Source organism: Paeniglutamicibacter antarcticus, from assembly GCF_039544305.1.
GTDB lineage: Bacteria > Actinomycetota > Actinomycetes > Actinomycetales > Micrococcaceae > Paeniglutamicibacter > Paeniglutamicibacter antarcticus_C.
In genome coordinates, this window is record NZ_BAABLK010000092.1 from 1 (window position 1) to 21,879 (window position 21,879).

Below are 21,879 nucleotides of genomic sequence, written 5' to 3' on the forward strand. Positions count from 1 at the left end.
TGGCGCCGTTCTCGCAGAACTCAAAGACCTTGCGGTGGTCGGGGTCCGGCCACGCGCAACTCATGCAGTCGAACCCGTCCTTGTGGTTCATTTTTAGCATCGTCTTGCGGGTGCGCTCCACACCCATGTCCTTGAGGGCAGGTCCCATGGAGTGCATGACCCCGGGTATGCCCGCCGCCCAGGTCTTTGGCTCCCCGACCTCGATCTCGGATTCGCTGGGCTCATTGACCTCGGGGGTGTTCTTGCGTGCCATGATGCGTTTCCTTGTCTTCCGCCATTACCTGTAACCACAACGACGTGCCGTTTACGACTCCGCGCGTCTACCTTAGGACTAACAGCTATTTATCGGCACCGCAAGGAAAATGATTGTTCCCGCATATCCGGAGGCTCGTTGCAATACCGTCCCGGGGCTTCTGTTTATGGCCCCTACAAAGACGGGCATGGACAAAGAACGCCACGCTTTGATGCTCCTGGTGTTCCGCCGGGGCACATCAAGGCCTCGAAAGAAGCCTTCAGGCAGAAGTCCCCGCGGTGCCATCGACGTGGGGCAGCGCGGGCACCAGACGTCGGTTGACGACGCCTTTGCTGTGGGGAACTATTTGGAAATGCTCTTGGATGTGTTGGCCGCGGCCCATGTCGCGGTGGGAATCTGCAACCGGTAGCTCTTCCTCTTGGACTGCTTGACGTTGATCGACGCCGCACCCCTTTTTAAGTTGATCGTTTTGATGGTCTTCCACTTCTTGCCCGACTTCACCTGGAACTTCGCGCCGACGCTGTTGTACTGGGCATAGCGATACTTCTCCGGTGAGTAGACCTGGGCCTTGGCCGTGAGGGTCACTTTCGAACCCTTGCGCTTAGCGCTCAGCGTGCTCTTGGTCTTTCCCCGGATCTGGAATTTCTTGCTGGTGTCGTCGATGTAGGAGCGATAGTCGCTCCAATAGTCCTCTAAGAAGCTGTCGTAGTAATCGAACTCGGCGAAAATGTCGGCCGGACCCACCTTGTAGGTTCCGAGACCGCTGAAGGACGGACAGATGAAGGCGCGGTCCGTGATCTGGCGGCCGTCGAGCCACAGGGCATCGATAACACCGCCGCCGCGGGTCACATCCACGGTTCCGGAGGAATCCACATACTCGCCCTTGATCTTCGTCGATGCCGATACCTTGAGGTTGCGACAATTCGAGTCCCCAACAGTGATGTCCGAAACCTTGTAACCGGTAATGTCGATGGGACGCTCGCTGGCATGGGCAGGAGCACCCATCGCAAGAAGGCCGGCGGTCAAGGTGATTGCGGCCCCAAGACCGGCACCCCGATGGAATACTGGTTTGTTCATTTTTCCCCCTGGAAAGAGCGCGTGACATGCACAAGGCGGCATGACCGAACGTCGAATCCTACGGGGAACCTCAATGGTTTGACATGTGATGTCGGCCAACGGCAGAAATAAGTCGCGCCGGCCAACGGTGGGCGCTTCGGGATGGCAACTGAGGTCACCATCCGGTTCGATGGGTCTTCGCCGTGAGTAGGCGAACCGCCATCGAAGCCGCTTGGTCTGGCTCCAGGAACCGGAGCCAAGCGGCCCCTGGTAGCCGTCCATGCTAGCGTCGGTGGTGTTTCGAACACCGAGCGTAGCCACCGGCTACTGAGGAGCCGACATGGGCAAGACGTTCTTGAGCGCATTCATCGCAATGGTCATCGCAGGGGTAGTGCTGATCCTGTCGATTCCACCCTTGTTCGAGGCGCATCAGCCACAACAAGAGCTGGTCGTCGGGTTATCGGGCGGGCTCGTCGTGGTTCTTGCGGTAGTCGTGTTGACCTTGCGGGCTGCCGGTCGGCGGACACCCAAAGAGGTCGACGTCGAATAATTCGATGAAGGCATTGAACCGTTCGGGGTTCAATGCAGCTTCGGAGCCGCCTTGGGGGAGGTTGGGCAGTTCCAATAATGCGCGGTCACATTGTGGTCAGCGTGTGGAAGGCATGGACGCGCCAAGCGCGTGTACTTGTTTATTGACGCTCGACCGGAAACCCCCGTCTGCTCGATGTCGGGGGCATTACCTGCAGTGCATCGATCTTCACCAACGCCCTGTAGGTTGCGGCGATGAGCAAGATGCTCCCCACGAAGCTGAGCAACGCCCCCAAGGCCCCTATCATCAGGAACAGCACGCCGAGTTCGGTGGAGGGATTGATGAAGGCCGCCCTGAGGCCGAATGTCCAAGCGATGGAAACGATGAGCGGACCGGCGACAATAAAGGTGATACCGGCTACGAAAAGCCCGGCCGCATTCTTGTACTTCATGGTTTCCCCTTTGTCTGGCACTGATGGTTTTTCGATTGAGTGGAATCGGCCGGTCGCTGATTCTGCGGATGCGTTGCGTTCCAGCTCTGGTCTTCTTCCACCTCGAGCCATTGGACGCGATGGCCCGCGCCGGCCGGCCGGGAGATCCTGCAGTGGTTGAAGTTCAAATTCGCGGTGCCTGATCGGCAGCCGTCCGCACGCCCGTTTGGTCATCACGACCCCTGAAGCGAAGTCCAGCTGCTCGGTGCCGTTCACGTTGGCACGGAGATTGCCGTTATTCATTGCGGATAGCGCGGACGCGCTGTACTTCCCGCCTGTCACTGGTCTCCGATTTGCCGGCCGGGGGAAGCGTCGCGGTAACCGTTTTCACGTCCGGGTTTGCGTCCATGATGTCACCGAGGACGGCCGTCGCAATCTCGGTCAGTTCCGATACTTCGCCGTATATGTCTACTGACTTGACCCGGTCCGAGTCGTCTTCGGCCACGACCACCAGTTCACCCGGTGCACCGGGTCCAAAGGATTCGATGAAGTAGGACGGGAAGGTTATTTGGTCCGGGCATTTAGCGCCATTCGATTCCAGGAATTCGGAGTTCAGCTTGTTGGCCCAGGCCTGTTCGTCGGTTCCGGCGATTGGCGTCTTCCAGACCTGGCACTCGATGTCGAAAGCGACGATGGGGCGCCCGTTGGTAATTGCGCGTGATTTGACCGTCTCAGGGTCCAACACCTTCACGGGTTTAACCTGAGGCGCGTCGGATGCTGATGGGCCCGCGCTGGCCGTCGGCACCGCTTCCGCGGTTCGTTTAACGGATTCAGGCGCCGCTGTTCCACCGGTGCACCCGGCTAGGCCGAGGGCGGCAACGAGTAGCAGCGTGGCTCGGGCACGGCTCTTCACGATCTTCCTTTGTTTGGTTGCTCTCGAGTCTATGCAGGTGGGAAGACGATTTGCTAGCTGACATCGGTGGCGGGGCTTTTCGAAGTCGCACCATGGGCCATCTCTGCAAGCCCACTGAAGCCGGGTAGCAGGCATTGTTCGTTGGATGTTCAGGGAAAAGCGCCTGAAATCGTTGGCAACCGGCACGGCAATCGGGCCGGGTTCCTTCGTCCAAGGCGCCGGGATCCCTGAATGGGGCAACGACGCAACCCTGCCGGACAAGTGCGCATATGTCCACGCGTCCAGGTTCCTAGAGGGTTGCCCATCTTGGCCGGGGTGACTGGGGGCCCTGTTCCCGCGCGCAATTTCCTCTGGGTCCGCGTCGTGGCGAAACGTGGGCGCTCCTACCGTCATCCCAGGAATCGTAAAACGGCAGGGGCACCTGATTCGGGCAGGTCTTGGTGACGTAATTTCCTTTCGAAACGCAGTTTCCGTCCGCCGGGACGTCGAGTGAAATGTGATGGTGATCTCACTTTTTCCGTGTTACCGTGATGGGACTTCGAGGTTCTTGACCCGGGTCCACCGGGTTTCGCTGCGTGGTTTCCGGTATAGCTACTGATTCATTCTGGCCGTTGCTGCCAGGGGGAGAAGGACAGTCATGAGCACCAGTATGAACACCGGATTGACGGACGCGCTGATCAAGACCCGAAGATTCTTTACGAACAAGGAGGTCGTATCCCCTGACGGGCGCACCCTGCTTAAGGTCGGTGGCCGTTCCGGTGATTCCTTCTACCGTGACCGCTGGAGCCACGACAAGGTTGTCCGCTCGACCCACGGCGTAAACTGCACCGGCTCGTGCTCCTGGAACGTGTATGTGAAGGACGGCATCATCACGTGGGAGACACAAGCCACCGACTACCCCACCACCGGCCCGGACAAGCCCGAATACGAACCGCGCGGCTGCCCCCGTGGTGCTTCCTTCTCCTGGTACACCTACTCGCCGACCCGTACTCGCTATCCCTACATCCGCGGGGTCCTGCTGGAGATGTACCGCGAGGCAAAGTCCCGGCTCAAGGACCCGGTGCTGGCTTGGGCGGATGTGACAGAGGATCCGGAGCGTGCCACACGCTACAAGCGGGCCCGCGGCAAGGGCGGACTGGTCCGTGCGACATGGGACGAAGCAATCGAGATCGTCGCGGCGGCGCATGTGCACACCATCCGCAAGTGGGGACCGGACCGGGTCGCCGGGTTCTCCCCGATCCCGGCGATGTCGATGGTCTCCCACGCCTCCGGTGCACGCTTCGTGAACCTCATCGGCGGATCGATGCTCAGCTTCTACGACTGGTATGCGGACATGCCCGTCGCCTCCCCCCAGGTCTTCGGCGACCAGACCGACGTCCCGGAATCGGGGGACTGGTGGGATGCCGGCTACCTGATCATGTGGGGCTCAAACGTCCCGGTGACCCGCACACCCGATGCGCACTGGATGATCGAGGCACGCTACCGCGGGCAAAAGGTGGTGGTGGTATCGCCGGACTTCGCTGATAACACCAAGTTTGCCGATGAATGGCTGCCCGCCGAGCCTGGCACCGACGGCGCCCTGGCCATGGCCATGGGGCACGTGATCCTCAAGGAATTCCACGTCGATCGCCAAACCCCGTATTTCAACCAATACGTGAAGAAGTACACCGACCTTCCATTCCTGGTCACCCTCGATGAGGCACGCGACGCGGCGGGCGAGCGCACTTTCACCGCCGGCAAGTTCCTCACCGCAGAGGACCTGACCGACGAGATTGTCCCCGAAGAGGAAAACGCCGCCTTCAAGACGGTGCTGATCGATTCGGCCACCAACAACTTGGTGGTTCCCCCAGGTACCCTGGGCCACCGCTATGGAGAGACCGGCAACGGCAAGTGGAACCTGGATCTGGGGGACGTCGATCCCAAGCTCTCGCTGATCGACGGGGCGGACGAGAACGTCACGGTGGACATGCCTCGCTTCGACTCGGGGCAGGGCAACATCGGGGTCATCCGACGCGGTGTCCCGGCGCGCCGGGTAGCCGGCAGGTTGGTGACCACGGTCTTTGACCTGTTGCTGGCCCAGTACGGCGTGGGACGTCCCGGACTTCCCGGGCAGTGGCCCACCGGCTACGACGACGCAGATTCCCCGTACACCCCTGCCTGGCAGGAGCGCATCACCGGGGTCAAGGCGGCCTCGGCGGAGAAGATCGGCCGGGAGTTCGCGCAGAACGCCGAGGACTCCAAGGGCCGATCGATGATCCTGATGGGGGCGGGAACCAACCACTGGTTCCACTCGGACACCATCTACCGCACCTTTTTGACCCTGACCACCGTCACCGGCTGCCAGGGAGTCAACGGCGGCGGCTGGGCGCACTACGTGGGCCAGGAGAAGGTCCGCCCGCTCACCGGGTACACCCAACTGGCCAACGGGTTGGACTGGATGCGTCCACCAAGGAACATGGTGCAGACTGCCTATTGGTACCTGCACACCGACCAGTTCCGCTATGACCAGTTCGGCGCCGACGCGTTGACCGCCCAGACCGGCAAGGGCCAACTGGCGGGCAAGACGATGGCCGATGTCATCGCCCAGTCCGCACGGCTGGGTTGGATGCCCTCCTACCCGACCTTTGACCGCAACCCGCTGGTGATCGGAGCCCAGGCACGCCAGAAGGGACAGTCGGCCAAGGACTACGTGGTCGAAGAGCTCAAGGCGGGCACGCTGAACTTTGCCGCCGAGGATCCCGATGCACCGGAGAACTTCCCCCGGGTGCTCTCGCTGTGGCGCTCGAACCTGATTGGTTCATCGGCCAAGGGCAACGAATACTTCCTGAACCACCTGCTGGGGGCCTCGCACACCATCACCGCGAAGGAGACCGCGGAACGTTTCCGTCCCAAGGACGTGAAATGGCACGAAGAGGCACCGATCGGCAAGCTTGACCTGCTGACCACCCTGGATTTTCGGATGACCAGTTCGACCCTGCACTCGGACATCGTGCTGCCGGCGGCCACTTGGTATGAGAAATACGATCTTTCCACCACGGACATGCACCCGTTCGTGAACTCCTTCAACCCGGCGATCTCCCCGCCGTGGCTGGCCCGGACGGACTGGGACGCCTGGCAGCAGATCTCCCAGGTCTTCAGCAAGCTGGCCGAACGCCACCTGGGCACGCAGACCGATGTGGTCGCGGTGCCGCTGACCCACGACACCCCCGACGCGCTGGCCGCCCCGCACGGAAAGGTGCGGGACTGGAAGTATGGGCAATGCGAGCCCGAACCCGGTGTCACCATGCCCAAGATCGTCGAGATCGAGAGGGACTACACCCAGATCGGGGCGAAGATGCGCTCTATCGGGCCCCTGCTGGACACCCTCGGGGCCACCACCAAGGGCATCACCTTTGAACTCGGCCCGGAGATCGAGGAGCTGAAGAAGAAGAACGGTACCGTGCGCGGCGGGGTGGCAGATGGCCGCCCGGACATCCTCAAGGACTTCCAGGCCTGCGAGATGATATTGATGCTCTCGGGAACCACCAACGGGCGCCTGGCAACCCAGGGCTTCAAGACCCTGGAGAAACGCACCGGCAAGAGGCTGCATGACCTGTCCCTGGAACACGAGGGCAAGCGCATCACCTTCGCCGACACCCAGCGCGGGCCGGTCCCGGTGATCACCTCACCGGAATGGTCGGGCTCCGAATCCGGGGGGCGGCGGTACTCCCCGTTCACCATCAACGTGGAGCGGCTCAAGCCCTGGCACACGCTTACCGGCCGGATGCACTTCTACCTGGACCACGACTGGATGACCGAGCTCGGCGAGTCTTTGCCGACCTTTAGGCCGCCGCTGGACATGACGGCGCTGTTCGATGAACCGAACATCGGTGCCGCGTCCCAGTCCGGGATCACGGTGCGGTACCTGACCCCGCACAACAAGTGGTCGATCCACTCCGAGTACCAGGACAACTTATTGATGCTCTCGCTGTTCCGCGGCGGCCCGGGAATCTGGATGAGCCCGTTGGACGCGGAAAAGATCGGGGTGAAGGACAACGAATGGATCGAGGCGGTGAATCGCAACGGCACCGTCACCGCCCGAGCCGTCGTCTCGCACCGGATGCCCGAGGGAACGGTCTATATGTACCACTCCCAGGACCGGCTGATCGACATGCCGGTCTCCGAGACCAGTGGCCAGCGCGGTGGAAACCACAACTCGTTGACCCGCCTAATGATCAAGCCGACGCACATGATCGGTGGCTACGCACAACAGACCTACGCCTTCAACTACATGGGGCCCACGGGAAACCAGCGCGACGAAGTCACCGTGATTCGCCGCCGCAGCCAGGAAGTGGAGTACTAAATGCGTGTCATGGCCCAAATGGCGATGGTGATGAACCTGGATAAGTGCATTGGCTGCCACACGTGCTCGGTCACGTGCAAGCAGGTCTGGACCAACAGGTCCGGTGCCGAGCACGTCTGGTTCAACAACGTGGAGACCCGTCCCGGGCAGGGCTACCCACGTACCTACGAGGACCAGGAAAAGTGGAAGGGCGGCTGGACGCTGACCAAGCGCGGCCGCCTCAAGCTCAAGGCCGGGGGACGGCTGAAGAACCTGCTGACGATCTTCGCCGCACCCAACCTGCCGGGCATCAAGGACTACTACGAGCCGTGGACCTACGACTACGACAACCTGACCACCGCCCCGGCCCAGGAGCACATACCGGTGGCACGGCCCAAGTCGCTGCTCACCGGTCAGGACACCAAGATCACCTGGTCCTCGAACTGGGACGATGACTTGGCCGGCTCGACGGAGAACACGCACAACGACCCGATCCTCAAAAAAATCGGCGACAAGATCAAGTTCGAGTACGAGCAGACCTTCATGTTCTACCTTCCGCGCATCTGCGAGCACTGCCTGAACCCCTCGTGCGTCTCATCGTGCCCCACCGGGGCGATCTACAAGCGCGAGGAAGACGGGATCGTGCTGGTGGACCAGGACCGCTGCCGCGGCTGGCGCCAGTGCGTGGGTGGCTGCCCCTACAAGAAGATGTACTTCAACCACAAGACCGGAAAGGTCGAGAAGTGCACGTTCTGCTACCCGCGCATCGAGATCGGGCAGCCCACCATCTGCTCGGAGACCTGCGTGGGGCGCCTGCGCTACCTCGGGCTGATGCTCTACGACGCGGACCGCGTGCTGGCGGCCGCATCGGTCACCGACGAGCACGACCTCTACGAAGCCCAGCGCAACGTGTTCCTGGACCCGCGCGATCCGGAGGTCATGGCCGAGGCGGCCCTGGCAGGGATCCCGGATGAATGGATAGAGGCGGCCCAGCGCTCGCCGATCTGGGCCCTGATCAACGAGTACAAGGTGGCGCTGCCGCTGCACCCCGAATACCGCACCATGCCGATGGTCTGGTACATCCCGCCGCTCTCACCGGTGGTGGACGCGGTCACCGAGACCGGCGAGGACGCGGAGAAGAAGGACAACCTCTTCGCCGCCATCGACCAGCTGCGGATCCCGATCGAGTACCTGGCGGAGCTGTTCACCGCGGGGGACACCGTGCCGGTGGATAAGGTCTTGCACAAGCTTGCCGCCATGCGCTCCTACATGCGCGACATCAACATGGGATGGGAACCCAACGAGGAAATCGCCGCATCGGTCGGGATGACCGGGCAGCAGATCCAGGACATGTACCGGCTGCTGGCGATCGCCAAGTACGAGGAACGCTACGTCATCCCCGCCGCCCACTACGAGGATGCGCACAAGCTGGAAAACACCGCCACCGACTGCTCGCTGGATGTCGACGGCGGGCCGGGCATGGGCGGGATGGATGATTCCTTCAGCGAATCCTCCTCCATCGGCGGACCGGATGTCCCGGGACGCCCCGAAGGCGTGCGCATCAACCTGCTGAACTGGGACGGCCGGGGTACCCCCGAGGGCATGTTCCCCGATACACCGACCCACGGAGCAACGACGTGAGCCCCCGGGTTCCGGCGCTGAAATTCTCGGGGCAAGACATCACCAGCGCGTGGCAATGCGCCTCGATCCTGCTGGACTACCCCGATGAGCTTTTGCTCTCGCGCCTGGACCTGCTCGGCGACGTGGCCTCGACGCTGCCGCCCAAGATCGGTTCGGGCCTGTTGGAGACCATCGAGTACCTGCGCCGGCCCACGGTCAGCGAGACGCAAAGCGAATACGTCGACACCTTCGACACCCGCCGGCGAGGATGCCTGTTCCTGACCTACTTCTCCAACGGAGAAACCCGCAAGAGGGGACTGGCGTTGCTGCGCATCAAGCAGGTCTACGCCAAGGCCGGGCTGATCCTGGCCGATGAGCAGTTGCCGGACCACCTCTGCGTGGTCCTGGAGTTCGGTGCGCTGACCGATGCCAAGGCGGGGTTGAAGATGATCCTGGACAACAGGGCGGGCCTGGAGCTGCTGCGGATCCACCTGCGCGAGGTGGGCTCCCCGTGGTCCGGGGCGATCGAATCGGTTTGTGCCACCCTTCCGCCGCTGAAGGGCAAGGACCACGAGGCCGTAGCGCGGCTCATTGCCGAAGGCCCCGAAGAGGAAATGGTCGGACTGGACACCTATGGAATGCCGGATTTGGCACCGATTCAAGGAGGCCCGTGATGAGCGGGATGGATACTTTTCTCTGGCTGATATTCCCCTACATCTGCCTGACGATCTTTGTCTTGGGACATATCTGGCGCTATCGCTATGACAAGTTCGGTTGGACCTCACGCTCAAGCCAGATGTACGAGAGCAGCATCCTTCGCTGGGCCAACCCGATGTTCCACTTCGGGATCCTGGCGGTCTTCCTCGGACACGTGATGGGTCTTGGCATCCCCAAGTCGTGGACGGACGCCATAGGCGTCTCGGATGCGCTGTACCACTTCATGGCCATCTCTGTCGGTGCTATCGCAGGGGTCTTCACCATCGTCGGGCTTATCGGCCTGCTCTACCGGCGCCGCTTCACCAAGGCGGTCCTCGGGGCAACCACCGTGATGGACAAGGTCATGTATCTCATGCTCTCGATCGTGATCCTGGGTGGACTGGTGAACACCGTCACCGGTGTGGCAGGGGAGTACAACTATCGTGAAGGTGTCTCGGTCTGGTTCCGCAGCATCTTCTACTTCAACCCGCAGCCCGAGTTGATGGTCGGCGCACCCTTCAGCTTCCAGTTCCATGCAATCGCCGCCATCGCGCTGTTCGCGGTGTGGCCCTTCACCCGCTTGGTGCACGTCTTCACAGCCCCGGTGGGCTACATCTTCCGCCCGTACGTGCTCTACCGCAGCCGCGACGCCCACGAGGGATCGCGCGAACATCGCCGCGGCTGGGACAAGGTCGACACGATCCCTAAGCGTCCAAAGTAGCAACCGCAAGGACCGGATTTCGGCTCTCTATTTAGAAGGTGGACGCTGCGACCGGGGGATGCCCCCGGTCGCAGCGTTTTCCGTGGTGTTGCTGTAGCCGTGAACAGCGCCTAATACCTGAAGGCGTCGACCTTCATGGGTTTGCGGCAGGGCATGTGGTTTGGGTCTCCATGCGCGACGCGGCGCCTTGAGGTTTGCTAGACTGATCTGCGGTGCCCGCTGCAGTCCGCGGTTGCGAGTGCACCTGCCGGTGACGGTGATATCGAAACGCGGTACAACTCTAGGAGTTATTGTGGCATTAGACGCCGCTGTCAAGCAGGAAATCATGAAGGCCTACGCCACCAGCGAAGGCGACACTGGTTCACCGGAGGTCCAGATCGCCGTGATGTCACGTCGTATCCTCGACCTGACCGAGCACCTGAAGATGCACAAGCATGATCACCACACCCGCCGCGGCCTGATGGCCCTGGTTGGTCGTCGTCGTCGTATGCTTGCGTACCTCAAGGGTACCGACATCCAGCGCTACCGTACGCTCATCGAGCGCCTCGGCCTGCGTCGCTAGGTTTGATTGGAAATTCCCCGGTTCCCTGATGGGAGCCGGGGAATTTTTTATTGTCGGCAGGTTGGTGCTTGAAGGGTTTCGGTGTGCTTCCCAAAGTCTTTTCAGAACACGGAACCTGCCAAATCACGCTATCACTAGGGTGCCCTTCCAAGCGTAGAGCACCTAGGTCAGACCGAGTTGGGATCGTCTCCCAGCTCTGTCCGGGCGGGGGATGGCTCAGGCGGTTCTGGAGCGCCCGCACCGAGTTGGGTGTTCTGCCCCACACCGTCTAATATGGCTGAGGCGTGCGCTGCGCCACAAGCGCGTCTCGCCTTCCCGCGTACTGCAACTCAGTCGACCATGAGGACCCCCATGAAGCTGCTTAAATCCATCCCACTGCTCGGCTGGGTAATCTTAGCCATCGTCCTAGGTATCTTGACCGGACCCGTGATGCCCGTGTGGCTTGGCGGGGCGTTCCTGACCTATAACTCGATCTTCTCGGGGTTTCTGGGCTTTATTGTTCCTTTGATCATTTTGGGCCTGGTCATGCCGGCGATCGCCGAACTGGGAAAGGGTGCCGGAAAATGGCTCGGGATCACCGCGGCTATCGCCTACAGTTCCACGATCCTGGCCGGGCTTCTCGCTTACTTCGTGAGCCGCTGGCTGTTTACCTCCTCCCTGGCCGGAGGCGGCCTTGACGCCCTCGGCGAGGATTCCGGATCGGGCTTCAGCCCGTACCTCACCGTGGTTGCCAGCGCCGGGGACTCGGCCACAGAGATCGTCCTGCCGCCGGTTATCGGCGTCATGAGTGCGCTCGTGCTCGCGTTTATCATCGGCATTGGTTTGACGGCGTTCCACAGCAAGGTGCTCTTCCGCGGGGCCGTAGAGTTCCGTTCGATCGTCGAGATGGTTATCCGGCGCATCATCGTGCCAGCACTGCCGCTGTTCATCTTCGGCATTTTCATGGACCTTTCAGCCAGCGGCTCCGCCGTCACCGTCGTGACGAAGTTCCTGCTTGTTGCCGTCGTCTCCTTCGCCCTGACGTTCGTCGTATTGCTTGCGCAGTACACGATAGCGGGCTCGATGTCCGGCGTTAACCCGTTCAAGGCACTGTGGAACATGCGCGATGCGTACTTCACTGCCCTGGGCACCTCATCCTCGGCCGCGACGATCCCTGTCACGCTTGCCTCGACCAAGAAGAACCGTGTTTCGGACTCCGTTGCCGGTTTCGTCGTCCCGCTATGCGCGACGATCCATCTCTCGGGCTCGATGGTGAAAATCACCTGCTTCTCGATCGCGGTGCTGCTGCTCACCGGTGGCGAGGTCTCCTTGGGCGCCTACCTGCCGTTCATCCTGATGTTGGGCGTCATGATGATCGCCGCCCCGGGCGTTCCCGGCGGTGCCATCGCAGCGGCTGCCGGCCTGCTCACGCAGATGCTCGGCTTCGGCGAGGCCGAGGTGGGACTCATGTTCGCCGCGTACATTGCCTTGGATAGCTTCGGCACGGCCACGAACGTGACCGGTGATGGTGCGATCGCCATGATCATGAACAAGCTCACCAGCGGTCGTCTGGGCTCCCAGGCGCAGGATCCGGCGGACGAGATGGTTGAAGCTGGAGAAGGCAGCGAGACCACCTCGTACCTCCTGGCCCCGTAACGCTGCTCCGCAGCCAGCTTTTCTAGAAGCCGGCGCGGGTATGAATCGAGCAGAGCCCCAGGCATCGCCGAGACGGATCGGTGAGGTCTGGGGCTTCGTGTTTCCCATCGGCGCCACTTTGTGGGCAGGGCCGGGAATAGAAGCTAAATCCCAAGAATTTTAAGATATATGAGACGTCGCGTACTCCCAGCTATCGGTAGTATGACGCACAGTGAAATCTGTTGAGCGCGGAAACCTGCCGTTGCACCGGTGATAAATGGCGCTGCGATGTGCAGTCGGCGTTGATCGAGAATTGAATGATAGGTTCCAAAAGTTATCCCATAAGACTGAATCCTCGCAGCGTGTTCCCATGGCTCCTCATTTAGAGTGCCTACCATGGTTGATTTTTTCAGAATATTGAATGAAGGAATTATTCGAAGAGGATTTTTTCCTTGAAAGTATACGAAACTTATACCCGTCTCGTGTGATCGGCGGAATAACCAACCTGAAGTGAAAGTGAGCAGGGGTCTTATAAACGCTTCCGAAAGAGCGGGGCAGATCAAGCCTGGGCAGTCTGAACGCCAAAGGGAACTGAGCCCGGTATTCGTGGAGTCGCTCTGCCGGATAAGGCTCTCCGCGAGCAAATAACATACCTCAGCGAAATTGTTGGGGGTCTGTTCTGGAATCACACCGAATTAGGACTTACTCATCTAGGAGCTAGTGTGGCACCGGACGCCGCTGTGAAGCAGGAAATCGTGAAGGTCTACGCCACCAACAAAGGCGACACCGGTTCACAGGAGATCCAGATCGCCGTGATGTCACATCGTATTTCGACCTGTCCGACCACCCGAAGTTGCACAAGCATGATCACCATACCCGTCGCGGCCTGACGGACCTGGTTGGTCGTCGTTTGATTGCGTACCTCGAAGCACCGCCATCGAGCGCTACCGTACCCTTATCAAGAGATCCGGCCTCCGTCGCTAGGCTTCCTTCGGATTCCCCAATTTCCTGACTGGAACCGGGGTTTTCTTCGTCGAGAATGCGCCGTTCTGTTTGAGCAATGCAAGCGAGAAGTAATTATGCAGACCGACTAGTGTCCTTCTGCCGCTATCAACTGCTGTTAGGCTGCATGGTTCTTGAGTGGAGATAGGCCTTGGCTCCGGAAAGCCCGTTCTTTAGCGAAGGTGAGTGACCTAGAGCCGCAGTGCGTCCAGTCCAGCCACGGCATCGGCGGGGAGCAGCGCCCGATAGCGATTGTAGATCGCCTCGCGGGCGAGCCTGCCGGCTGACAAAGAGTCGCGGGCCGCGATAGCTTCGAAGATGCCCCGATCCAGGGTGGCGGAATCTGCCTCCGTGCGCTCTGAGTCGGAGGATTCCTTGAGCTGTTGAGTGATGAGCTCGAAGATCGCACCGGATACCGCCTGGCCGCACAAAGAAACCAGCGCATTTCCGCTCGCCTCCCAGACTGCTTCATGGAATTCCACGTCGGCCCGGGCGAAGGCTTGGGCGTCGGTGCCCACCGCAGCTTCCATGCGCTCGATACCTGACTGCATGCGCTGGAGTTGCTCCGGGGTATGAAGGGCGGCGGCCAGTCGGCAGGCGGCGGAATCAAGCACGAGCCGAAAGGGCACCAGATCGTGCATCGACAGTGAGTCCATCCGCGCCATGGTGGTAAAGGACCGGGCCAGCGTTGCCGGGGATGGTTCAAGTACCTTGGGGCCGCCCCGGCCGCCGGGCTTGGATTCGACCAGCCCCATGGCCTGAAGCACCCGCAGTGCTTCGCGGATTGTGGGCCTGGAGACCGAGAACTGGACCATCAGCTCACGTTCGGAGGGCAGATGGTCCCCGGGTACCAGCGAACCCGAGGTGATGGCCTTTTCGATCTGCTCGACAACGCGCTCGTACGTCAGTGTTGCTACGGCCGGAGTGAATGAGAAGGTGTTCATTGGGGACCTGACCTTTGGAATGGTGTGCAGGCCGGAGCCTGCCTCTTGCCGGAAAGGGGTGACCCGGAATAACGAGCACAGTGAGAGTTTCCCCTGAGCATGGAATTCTCGGGTCCGTGCAAGCCCAAATCAGCGAACTTTCCGTGAGGGACCTCCGAATAGCTGACAGCGGGGGATGACTGATCAGCGGGGAGGGGCTTGGACCAACATGATCCTGTTGCACGAACACGTATTGAGGTCATAATATGCTCTTTCTCGCGCGGCGGTCCGGATTTTTCTTGTGGTCGTAACTAGTAGGCCTAAAGTGGAAATCGTGTGAATTTTCGGGGTGGATATGGATATTCCACCAATGCTGTGTGGGGTTGTTGCCAAGGATAAGCGGCCTTAGCGTAGTACGCCACATCATCTCACTGGTAAGACCATGCGTCTAGGTTGAAATATACAAGACCATCCTGTTAGATGAGTCACATGTAAGGGTCGAACCGACTACCGTCTCCTACCATCGGAGAGCACGACATGTCCCGCTCCAAGAAAATCAGTCTTTCGCTGGCCGCAGTGCTGGCCACGACGTTAGCCCTAACCTCTTGTTCTGCTGGCGCTGGTGAAAGTAGCGGGGAAAGCACGGATTCGGAAAAGACGGCGGTGACCGTCGCGCTCACCGGTCCTCCGGTCAACCTCGACTTCACCACCACGGCAGGTTCAGCCATTCCTCAGGCGCTCATGGCCAATGTCTATGAGGGACTCGTGCAGATCAACCAAGACGGCGAGCTGGAACCGCTTTTGGCGGAATCCTGGACCGTCAGCGATGACCGCAAGACCTACGACTTCAAGCTCCACCCGGATGTGAAATACTCCAACGGAGCAGACTTCACCGCCGACGACGTGAAGTTCAGCATCGACCGCGTAAAGTCCGATGCCTGGACCTCAAGTGTGAAGGACAAGATGGAAGTCGTGGACTCCGTCAACGTCGTCAGCGACACCGAGGTCCAGGTTGTTCTTGCACAGCCAAGCAACGCCTGGCTCTACGACATGGCGACCCGCGTCGGGGCGATGTTTGATGAAAGCGGCATCGACGACCTGGCCACCAAGGCCGTCGGCACCGGTCCCTTCACCGTAGAATCGTGGAAGCCGAACGAATCCATGGACATGGCGGCACGCGATAACTACTGGGGCGAGGCACCGAAGGTGAAGACCGCGACGCTGAAGTACTTCGCCGACGTCACCGCGACCACCAACGCCCTGCAGTCCGGAGACGTGGACGTCGTTTACAACATGCAGGCCCCCGATCTGCTTTCGACCTTCGAAGGCAACGACGAATACCAAATTCTTGACGGCACCTCCACGGGCGAGATCGTCCTTTCGATGAACAACAAAGCCGCTCCGTTCAATGACGTAAAGATGCGCAAGGCAGTCATGTACGCCATCGATCGCGAAGCGGTCATGAACGCGGCATGGAACGGGAAGGGAACGCTGGTTGGCGGACCCGTCCCTCCGACCGATCCTTACTACGAGGATCTCAACGATGTCTACCCATTCGATCCGGCCAAAGCCAAAGAGCTGCTGAAGGAAGCCGGTTCGGAGAACCTGGATATCAAGTTCACCGTGCCGACGCGCCCCTACGCAACGGCCATTTCGGAGATCGTCGTGGCTCAGCTCAAGGACGTGGGCATCAATGCGACCATAGAATCCTCTGAGTTCCCTGCTGTGTGGTTGGACGAGGTCTTCACGAAGCACGACTATCAGATGTCCATCATCTTGGCCGTCGAACCGCGTGACGTGCTGACCATTTTCAATGACCCGGACTACTACATCGGATACGACAACTCGAAGATCAAGGCCGAAGCCGCAGCAGCTGATAAGGCCGATGAAGCCGGCTACGTCGAAGGCATGAAGAAGGTCGTGCGCACGATCGTGGACGATGCCGCAGCAGACACCCTATTCGTGTTCCCCAACACCGTATTGGCCAAGGCGGATGTCACCGGAATCCCGGCCAACGCGGTCTCCGAAGGACTGGACCTCAGCGACATCGGCTGGAAGTAGCGGTCCAAGGCTCCGCACCACAGGAATCGGTCCCGTCGCCGCGTTGCGCGGGACCGATTCCGACACTCGAACGAACACCCAGATAGCAAGGAGGGCGCGGCATGGTCGTACGCATCCTGACCAATATTGCCCGGTTCGTGGCCAGCATCATTGCCGCCAGCATCCTGGTTTTCGTGGTGCTGCGACTGGTTCCCGGTGATCCCGCCCAAATCGCCCTCGGCGTCAATGCCAGCCCGGCGCTTCTCGAAGCCAAGCGTGCCGAGTTCGGCACCGACCGGCCGGTTCTGGTGCAGTACTTCGACTGGGCTTCCGGACTGCCGTTTGGCGACTTCGGCACCTCCTACCTGACCCGCCAAGACATCAGCCCTATGGTGCTGGACAAGGTCCAGGTTTCCTTGATCCTGGTGAGCCTTGCCATGATCGTGGCCCTGATCATCGCCATCCCGTTTGGCACCTTCGCCGCGGTGCGGCACAACAAGGTCTCCGGCGCGGTGGTCAGCGCCATCAGCCAGCTCGGCATCGCCATCCCGGGCTTCCTGGCCGGCTTGCTGCTGGTGATGTTCTTCGCGCTCAAGCTTGGGTGGTTCCCTTCCAACGGATGGACGGCGCCAGGGGTTGACTTTGGCGAGTTCCTCTCCCGGGTGGCGCTGCCGGTGGTGGCGTTGGCTTCGGTGCAAGCTGCCATCCTCACCCGCTATGTCCGCTCGGCGGTGCTGGAAGTGATGAGCGAGGACTACCTGCGCACGGCGCGGGCCAAGGGGCTGTCCCCGATGAAGGCGCTGTTCAAGCACGGGCTGCGCAATGCAGCGATCCCGGTCATCACCGTCACCTCGGTCCAACTGGCGGCACTGATCATCGGTGCAGTGGTCATCGAGCGGGTATTTGTGATCCCGGGGTTGGGCTCGATGTTGCTTGATGCCGTGGGCAACCGCGACATGCTGACCGTCCAGTCCTTGGTGATGGTCTTGGTCGGAATTACCTTGGTCATCAACCTCATTGTTGATCTGTTGTACACCGTCGTTGATCCGCGCATCCGGAAATCGGCTTAGGGGAGTAGATCATGAGCACCTCATCCATTCCGGCCATGCGCACTAAGCGTGCCCGGCGCAGGAACACGTCCTTGACGATCGGCGCGGTGCTGGTTGCCCTCGTCGTTGTTGCGGCCGTCCTGTCCTTCTTCTGGACGCCGTACGATCCCTACGAGCAGCTCTTTGCCAACAAGCACCAGGGCTCCAGCCTTGAGCACCTGATGGGCACCGACCGCTTGGGCCGCGACGTCTTTTCCAATATCCTTTACGGAGCCCGGATCACCTTGCTGGTGGGACTCGTGGCGGTAGGCATCGCCCTGCTGGTCGGCACCCCGCTGGGGATCCTGGCGGGCATGAAACGCGGCGCCACCGAGGAAGTCACCATGCGTTTTGCCGACATCCTGTTGGCCTTCCCCGCATTGCTGATGGCGATCATGTTTGCTGCCGTCTACGGTCCGGGCACCGTCTCGGCCATGGTCGCCATCGGTATCGGCTCGGTCCCCGGCTTTGCGCGCATTGCCCGTTCCGGGACGTTGCAAGTGATGAGCACCGAATACGTCCAGGCGGCACGGGCCTCCTCCCAGCCGGCGTTGAGGGTGGCGCTGCGCCACGTAATGCCCAACATCGTCGGCATGGTCGTGGTGCAATGCTCCGTCACCTTCGCCTTGGCAGTGTTGGCCGAGGCCGCGCTGTCATTCCTGGGTCTGGGCACCCAACCGCCCACGGCTTCCTGGGGACGGATGCTGCAGGAATCCCAGCAGTACCTCGGCATCAACCCCATGCTTGCGGTCTGGCCCGGGGTGGCCATTGCCGTAGCCGTCATGGGCTTCAACCTGCTCGGCGACGGGCTGCGCGACCGCTTCGATCCGAAGCTGAACGGAGAACGTTCATGAACGAGGAAAACACCTTACTGAGAGTCGAAGGGCTTTCGGTTTCCACCGGGGAGTTCTCCTTGGTCCATGACGTGAACTTCGCAATGGCCCGGGGCGAGCGCATCGGGCTGATCGGGGAGTCCGGGTCCGGCAAGTCGGTGACCACCACCGCACTCATGGGATTGCTGCCCGATGGGCTTCAGGCCACGGGAACCGTGACACTGGCCGGGCATGAGGCAAACTTCGTTGACGCACCGGATTCTCTCATGCGCAAGATCCGCGGCCGCGACATGGCGATGGTGTTCCAGGAACCGTTGACCGCGCTGAACCCGCTGATGCGTGCCGGGGCACAGGTTGCTGAGATCATGCTGCAGCACAAGAAGGTATCCTCGCGCCGGGAAGCCAAGGCCAAGGCCATCGAGATGCTTGGAGCCGTGAAGCTGCCGGACCCTGCCGAAGCCGCACGAGCCTTTCCGCACCAGCTATCCGGCGGCCAGCGCCAGCGCGTGATGCTGGCGATGGCCCTGGCCAACGACCCCTCGTTGCTGTTGTGCGACGAGCCGACAACGGCATTGGACGTCACCGTGCAGCGGCAGGTCCTGGACCTGGTCCTGGAATCGGTCACCCAACGTGGAACCGGGTTGCTTTTCATCACCCACGACCTCGCGGTGGTGGCCAACATGTGCACCCGGGTGCTGGTGATGAACAACGGCAAGGTGGTGGAGGAAGGTGCCACCGAGGAGATCTTTACCCGCCCCCGGCATCCCTACACCCGAGGGTTGCTGGCGGCCAGTGACCTCGAAGCCACGGACAATGACGGGCGCTTGTTCACCGTCGCCTCCGCCGCCGCCTACGTCCCCTTGACCGCCAACGAGTCCGCAGCCCGGGCCCAGGCCGAAACTGCGCGCAAAGCGGAGCCCGAAGAGGCATCCGGGGCCGATGCCGTCGAGGTGGAACCGGTCATCAAGATCACCGATCTATCCCGCACGTACAAACGCGGACGCTCCTCGGTCTTTGGCAAGCCCACCGAGGTCCACGCCCTGCAGTCGGCCAATTTCACGGTGCTTCCGGGCGAACGCCTTGGTGTGGTGGGGGAGTCGGGGTCCGGCAAGTCCACGTTGCTGCGCATCCTTGCAGGCCTGGACCAACCCACCTCAGGCTCCGCGGTGGTTGCTGGCAACGAGGTCGCCGGAGCCCCGGAATCAAAGCTGGTGCAGCTGCGCCAGGAACTCCAGATCGTCTTCCAGGATCCCATGGGCTCGCTGAACCCGCGCATGAAGGTGCTGGACATCGTCACCGAACCACTCCTTGTCCCCGGACGCACCGAGAACGCCGCCAAACGCAAGAAGATGGCCGAAGAGATGCTTGCGGCCGTGGGCTTGGGTGCAGAAACTCTTCAGCGCTACCCGCACCAATTTTCCGGTGGCCAGCGCCAACGCATCTCGATTGCCCGCGCGCTGATCTGCCGGCCCCGGGTGCTCGTGGCCGACGAGCCGGTCTCCGCGCTGGATGTCTCGGTGCGTGCGCAGGTGTTGAACCTGCTCGCGGATCTGGTCGATGCCTACCAACTCACCCTCGTTTTTGTCTCCCACGACCTGGCAGTAATCCGCTATTTGTGCGACAAGGTCGTGGTGATGCAAAACGGCGTCATTGTCGAGGCAGGGGACACCGAATCCGTGTACACCAATCCCCAACATCCCTATACCGCCAAGCTAGTGGCCAGTTCGATGAACCTGCACACCGAGGTGCTGGCGAAGGAAACGGCCGTAACCACCAAGTAGAGCGCGCCGCAACCCGTGGTGCATGAAGGGATCCAGCATGACGCAGCAGACCCAAGAACCAACTACGGCTGAGCTGTCGGCCGGATACGCCGCGGGGTTGGACCCACGCGAGGTGGCCGAAACCATCCTCACCAGGATTGCAGCACGCGAACCGGTGCTCAACGCCTTCTACCTGCATGACCCGGCACAGGTCCGCACCGACGCCGCTGCATCGGCGGCACGCTGGGCGGCCGGGACCCAGCGCTCGGCGTACGACGGAGTGCCGGTCACCGTGAAGGAGAACATTCCACGTGCCGGGCACCCGGTGCCCTCGGGCACCGCCATTGCCAACCCGCCGGTTGCCGCGACTAATGCCCCGGTGACCGACAGGCTGCTCGAAGCGGGCATGGTGATCCTGGGCTCAACCACCATGCCCGATTGGGGAATGCTGTCCTCCGGGGTTTCTTCCTTGCACGGGGTGTCCCGGAACGCATGGGACCCCTCGCTGACCACCGGGGGATCCAGTGCCGGGGCAGGAGCCGCAGCAGCGGCGGGGTACGGACCATTGCACGTGGGCACGGACATCGGCGGATCCATCCGGTTGCCCGGGACATGGGCCGGACTGGCGACGCTGAAGCCCAGCGCCGGACTGGTGCCCTTGCACGCGCCCTATCTGGGACGCGTGGCAGGACCGTTGACGCGAACGATTGCCGATTCCGCGGCGTTGATGAGTATCATTTCCCGGCCCGATGCACGTGATTATTCGACCCGCCCCTACCCGCAAATGGATTGGAACAAGAGGCTTTCCTCTCCCCGCGGGCTACGCGTGGGGCTGCAGCTTGATGCCGGTTCCGGTGCGCCGGTCGACCCGGAGGTGGCTGCCGCGGTCCAACTCGCCGCGGAACTTTTCGCCGCTGCCGGTGCCACGGTCGTGCCTGTGGCCCCGTTCATGAGCGCGGCGATGCTCACCGGGATCGATGCGTTTTGGCGCACCCGCTCGTGGGCCGACTACCGTGCGCTGGACGAGGCTGCACAAGCGAGCGTCCTGCCCTACATTGCCCGCTGGTGCTCCGCGGGCAAGGACTCCGACGGTGCCGCAACGATCGAGAACTACCAGCGCTTCGCGCAACTGCAGCAGGTGACCCGCCAAGCCACCGAGTCCCTTGACCTGGTGCTCTCCCCGGTGGCCCCGATGGCGGCGTTCGGAGCAGAGCATCCCATGCCGTCCAATGACCCTGATGAGCCAATGTCGCATATTTCCTTCACCCTGCCCTACAACATGTCAGGCCAGCCGGCGGCTACCGTCAATTGCGGATTCACCACCGACGGGCGAACCATCGGGCTTCAGGTGGCAGGGCGTACGGGGGCCGATGAGGATGTTTTGGCGGCGTGTGCTTGGTTTGAGGGCGTGCGCGGGGACGCAGCACCGGACTGGTCCTTGGTTCCCTAGACAAGGCTCTTGCCGGTGTCGCGTGAAAGCAAAAGCGGGCCGCGTCCCTTCTCTGTCCGGGAGGCTGC

16 protein-coding genes and 2 pseudogenes are annotated in these 21,879 nt (G+C 61.5%); 13 read left to right on the plus strand and 5 right to left on the minus strand.

Annotated elements, in window-relative coordinates:
- Together ABEA12_RS17305 and ABEA12_RS17310 are read right to left on the minus strand one after the other, a co-directional pair.
- Positions 1-253: pseudogene (locus ABEA12_RS17305) on the minus strand (hypothetical protein); the annotation flags it as partial.
- A 342-nt stretch (positions 254-595) separates the two neighbouring features.
- Positions 596-1,279 (minus strand): hypothetical protein, encoded by a 684-nt coding sequence (locus ABEA12_RS17310; protein WP_345469085.1) that lies wholly within the window; start codon positions 1,277-1,279, stop codon positions 596-598.
- 370 nt (positions 1,280-1,649) lie between these two features.
- On the opposite strand from ABEA12_RS17310, the gene ABEA12_RS17315 reads away from it, so the two are divergent.
- Positions 1,650-1,859: a hypothetical protein gene (locus tag ABEA12_RS17315; RefSeq protein ID WP_210101476.1), complete on the plus strand. Its 210-nt coding sequence runs from the start codon at positions 1,650-1,652 to the stop codon at positions 1,857-1,859.
- Between the two features lie 139 nt (positions 1,860-1,998).
- Here ABEA12_RS17315 and ABEA12_RS17320 read toward each other — a convergent pair whose 3' ends face one another.
- Together ABEA12_RS17320 and ABEA12_RS17325 are read right to left on the minus strand one after the other, a co-directional pair.
- Entirely contained in the window at positions 1,999-2,289 is a 291-nt protein-coding gene (locus tag ABEA12_RS17320) for a hypothetical protein (RefSeq protein WP_210101475.1), read from the minus strand.
- Positions 2,290-2,563: 274 nt separating this feature from the next.
- A complete protein-coding gene (locus ABEA12_RS17325) occupies positions 2,564-3,019 on the minus strand; it encodes a hypothetical protein (protein ID WP_210101474.1) in 456 nt (151 codons plus the stop codon).
- A 799-nt stretch (positions 3,020-3,818) separates the two neighbouring features.
- On the opposite strand from ABEA12_RS17325, the gene ABEA12_RS17330 reads away from it, so the two are divergent.
- From ABEA12_RS17330 to rpsO (ABEA12_RS17360), 7 genes and pseudogenes are all read left to right on the plus strand, one after another.
- Positions 3,819-7,523 carry a nitrate reductase subunit alpha gene (locus ABEA12_RS17330; RefSeq protein ID WP_210101473.1) on the plus strand — a complete coding sequence of 1,235 codons (3,705 nt, stop codon included), beginning with the start codon at positions 3,819-3,821 and terminating at the stop codon, positions 7,521-7,523.
- On the plus strand, positions 7,524-9,143 hold the full coding sequence (narH, locus tag ABEA12_RS17335; protein ID WP_210101472.1) for a nitrate reductase subunit beta: 1,620 nt from the start codon (positions 7,524-7,526) through the stop codon (positions 9,141-9,143). It abuts the gene before it with no gap.
- Positions 9,140-9,796, plus strand: coding sequence for a nitrate reductase molybdenum cofactor assembly chaperone (gene narJ / locus ABEA12_RS17340; protein WP_210101471.1), 657 nt, complete (start codon positions 9,140-9,142; stop codon positions 9,794-9,796). The genes narH and narJ overlap by 4 nt, the downstream gene beginning before the upstream one ends.
- 8 nt (positions 9,797-9,804) lie before the next feature.
- The gene (gene narI / locus ABEA12_RS17345) at positions 9,805-10,539 is read left to right on the plus strand and encodes a respiratory nitrate reductase subunit gamma (protein ID WP_210102616.1); all 735 of its coding nucleotides are present in this window, start codon (positions 9,805-9,807) and stop codon (positions 10,537-10,539) included.
- A 292-nt stretch (positions 10,540-10,831) separates the two neighbouring features.
- On the plus strand, positions 10,832-11,101 hold the full coding sequence (gene rpsO, locus ABEA12_RS17350) for a 30S ribosomal protein S15 (protein ID WP_210101470.1): 270 nt from the start codon (positions 10,832-10,834) through the stop codon (positions 11,099-11,101).
- Between the two features lie 351 nt (positions 11,102-11,452).
- Positions 11,453-12,736, plus strand: a complete 1,284-nt coding sequence (locus tag ABEA12_RS17355; RefSeq protein ID WP_210101469.1) for a dicarboxylate/amino acid:cation symporter — start codon at positions 11,453-11,455, stop codon at positions 12,734-12,736.
- A gap of 701 nt (positions 12,737-13,437) precedes the next feature.
- Positions 13,438-13,699, plus strand: a pseudogene (rpsO, locus tag ABEA12_RS17360) (30S ribosomal protein S15).
- A gap of 209 nt (positions 13,700-13,908) precedes the next feature.
- Here the strand turns inward: rpsO (ABEA12_RS17360) and ABEA12_RS17365 are convergent.
- Complete coding sequence (locus ABEA12_RS17365; protein WP_210101468.1) at positions 13,909-14,661, minus strand: FadR/GntR family transcriptional regulator; 753 nt, start codon at positions 14,659-14,661, stop codon at positions 13,909-13,911.
- Positions 14,662-15,177: 516 nt separating this feature from the next.
- Between ABEA12_RS17365 and ABEA12_RS17370 the strand changes: the two genes are divergently transcribed.
- The 5 genes from ABEA12_RS17370 (at position 15,178) to ABEA12_RS17390 (ending at position 21,811) form a co-directional block, all read left to right on the plus strand.
- Positions 15,178-16,701: an ABC transporter substrate-binding protein gene (locus ABEA12_RS17370; protein ID WP_210101467.1), complete on the plus strand. Its 1,524-nt coding sequence runs from the start codon at positions 15,178-15,180 to the stop codon at positions 16,699-16,701.
- Positions 16,702-16,802: 101 nt separating this feature from the next.
- Entirely contained in the window at positions 16,803-17,750 is a 948-nt protein-coding gene (locus ABEA12_RS17375) for an ABC transporter permease (protein WP_210101466.1), read from the plus strand.
- Between the two features lie 11 nt (positions 17,751-17,761).
- On the plus strand, positions 17,762-18,622 hold the full coding sequence (locus ABEA12_RS17380; protein WP_210101465.1) for an ABC transporter permease: 861 nt from the start codon (positions 17,762-17,764) through the stop codon (positions 18,620-18,622).
- Complete coding sequence (locus ABEA12_RS17385; RefSeq protein ID WP_210101464.1) at positions 18,619-20,382, plus strand: dipeptide ABC transporter ATP-binding protein; 1,764 nt, start codon at positions 18,619-18,621, stop codon at positions 20,380-20,382. The genes ABEA12_RS17380 and ABEA12_RS17385 overlap by 4 nt, the downstream gene beginning before the upstream one ends.
- 37 nt (positions 20,383-20,419) lie before the next feature.
- Positions 20,420-21,811 (plus strand): amidase, encoded by a 1,392-nt coding sequence (locus tag ABEA12_RS17390; protein ID WP_210101463.1) that lies wholly within the window; start codon positions 20,420-20,422, stop codon positions 21,809-21,811.
- Positions 21,812-21,879: the final 68 nt, after the last annotated feature.

What these genes read in the sequence shown, in the direction of transcription:
- ABEA12_RS17365 (WP_210101468.1), bottom strand. Translation starts at nt 14,661, where the DNA reads ATGAACACCTTCTCATTCACTCCGGCCGTAGCAACACTGACGTACGAG.
- narH (WP_210101472.1), top strand. Translation starts at nt 7,524, where the DNA reads ATGCGTGTCATGGCCCAAATGGCGATGGTGATGAACCTGGATAAGTGC.
- ABEA12_RS17375 (WP_210101466.1), top strand. Translation starts at nt 16,803, where the DNA reads ATGGTCGTACGCATCCTGACCAATATTGCCCGGTTCGTGGCCAGCATC.
- ABEA12_RS17320 (WP_210101475.1), bottom strand. Translation starts at nt 2,289, where the DNA reads ATGAAGTACAAGAATGCGGCCGGGCTTTTCGTAGCCGGTATCACCTTT.
- ABEA12_RS17355 (WP_210101469.1), top strand. Translation starts at nt 11,453, where the DNA reads ATGAAGCTGCTTAAATCCATCCCACTGCTCGGCTGGGTAATCTTAGCC.
- ABEA12_RS17390 (WP_210101463.1), top strand. Translation starts at nt 20,420, where the DNA reads ATGACGCAGCAGACCCAAGAACCAACTACGGCTGAGCTGTCGGCCGGA.
- ABEA12_RS17315 (WP_210101476.1), top strand. Translation starts at nt 1,650, where the DNA reads ATGGGCAAGACGTTCTTGAGCGCATTCATCGCAATGGTCATCGCAGGG.
- ABEA12_RS17330 (WP_210101473.1), top strand. Translation starts at nt 3,819, where the DNA reads ATGAGCACCAGTATGAACACCGGATTGACGGACGCGCTGATCAAGACC.
- narI (WP_210102616.1), top strand. Translation starts at nt 9,805, where the DNA reads ATGGATACTTTTCTCTGGCTGATATTCCCCTACATCTGCCTGACGATC.
- ABEA12_RS17385 (WP_210101464.1), top strand. Translation starts at nt 18,619, where the DNA reads ATGAACGAGGAAAACACCTTACTGAGAGTCGAAGGGCTTTCGGTTTCC.
- ABEA12_RS17370 (WP_210101467.1), top strand. Translation starts at nt 15,178, where the DNA reads ATGTCCCGCTCCAAGAAAATCAGTCTTTCGCTGGCCGCAGTGCTGGCC.
- ABEA12_RS17380 (WP_210101465.1), top strand. Translation starts at nt 17,762, where the DNA reads ATGAGCACCTCATCCATTCCGGCCATGCGCACTAAGCGTGCCCGGCGC.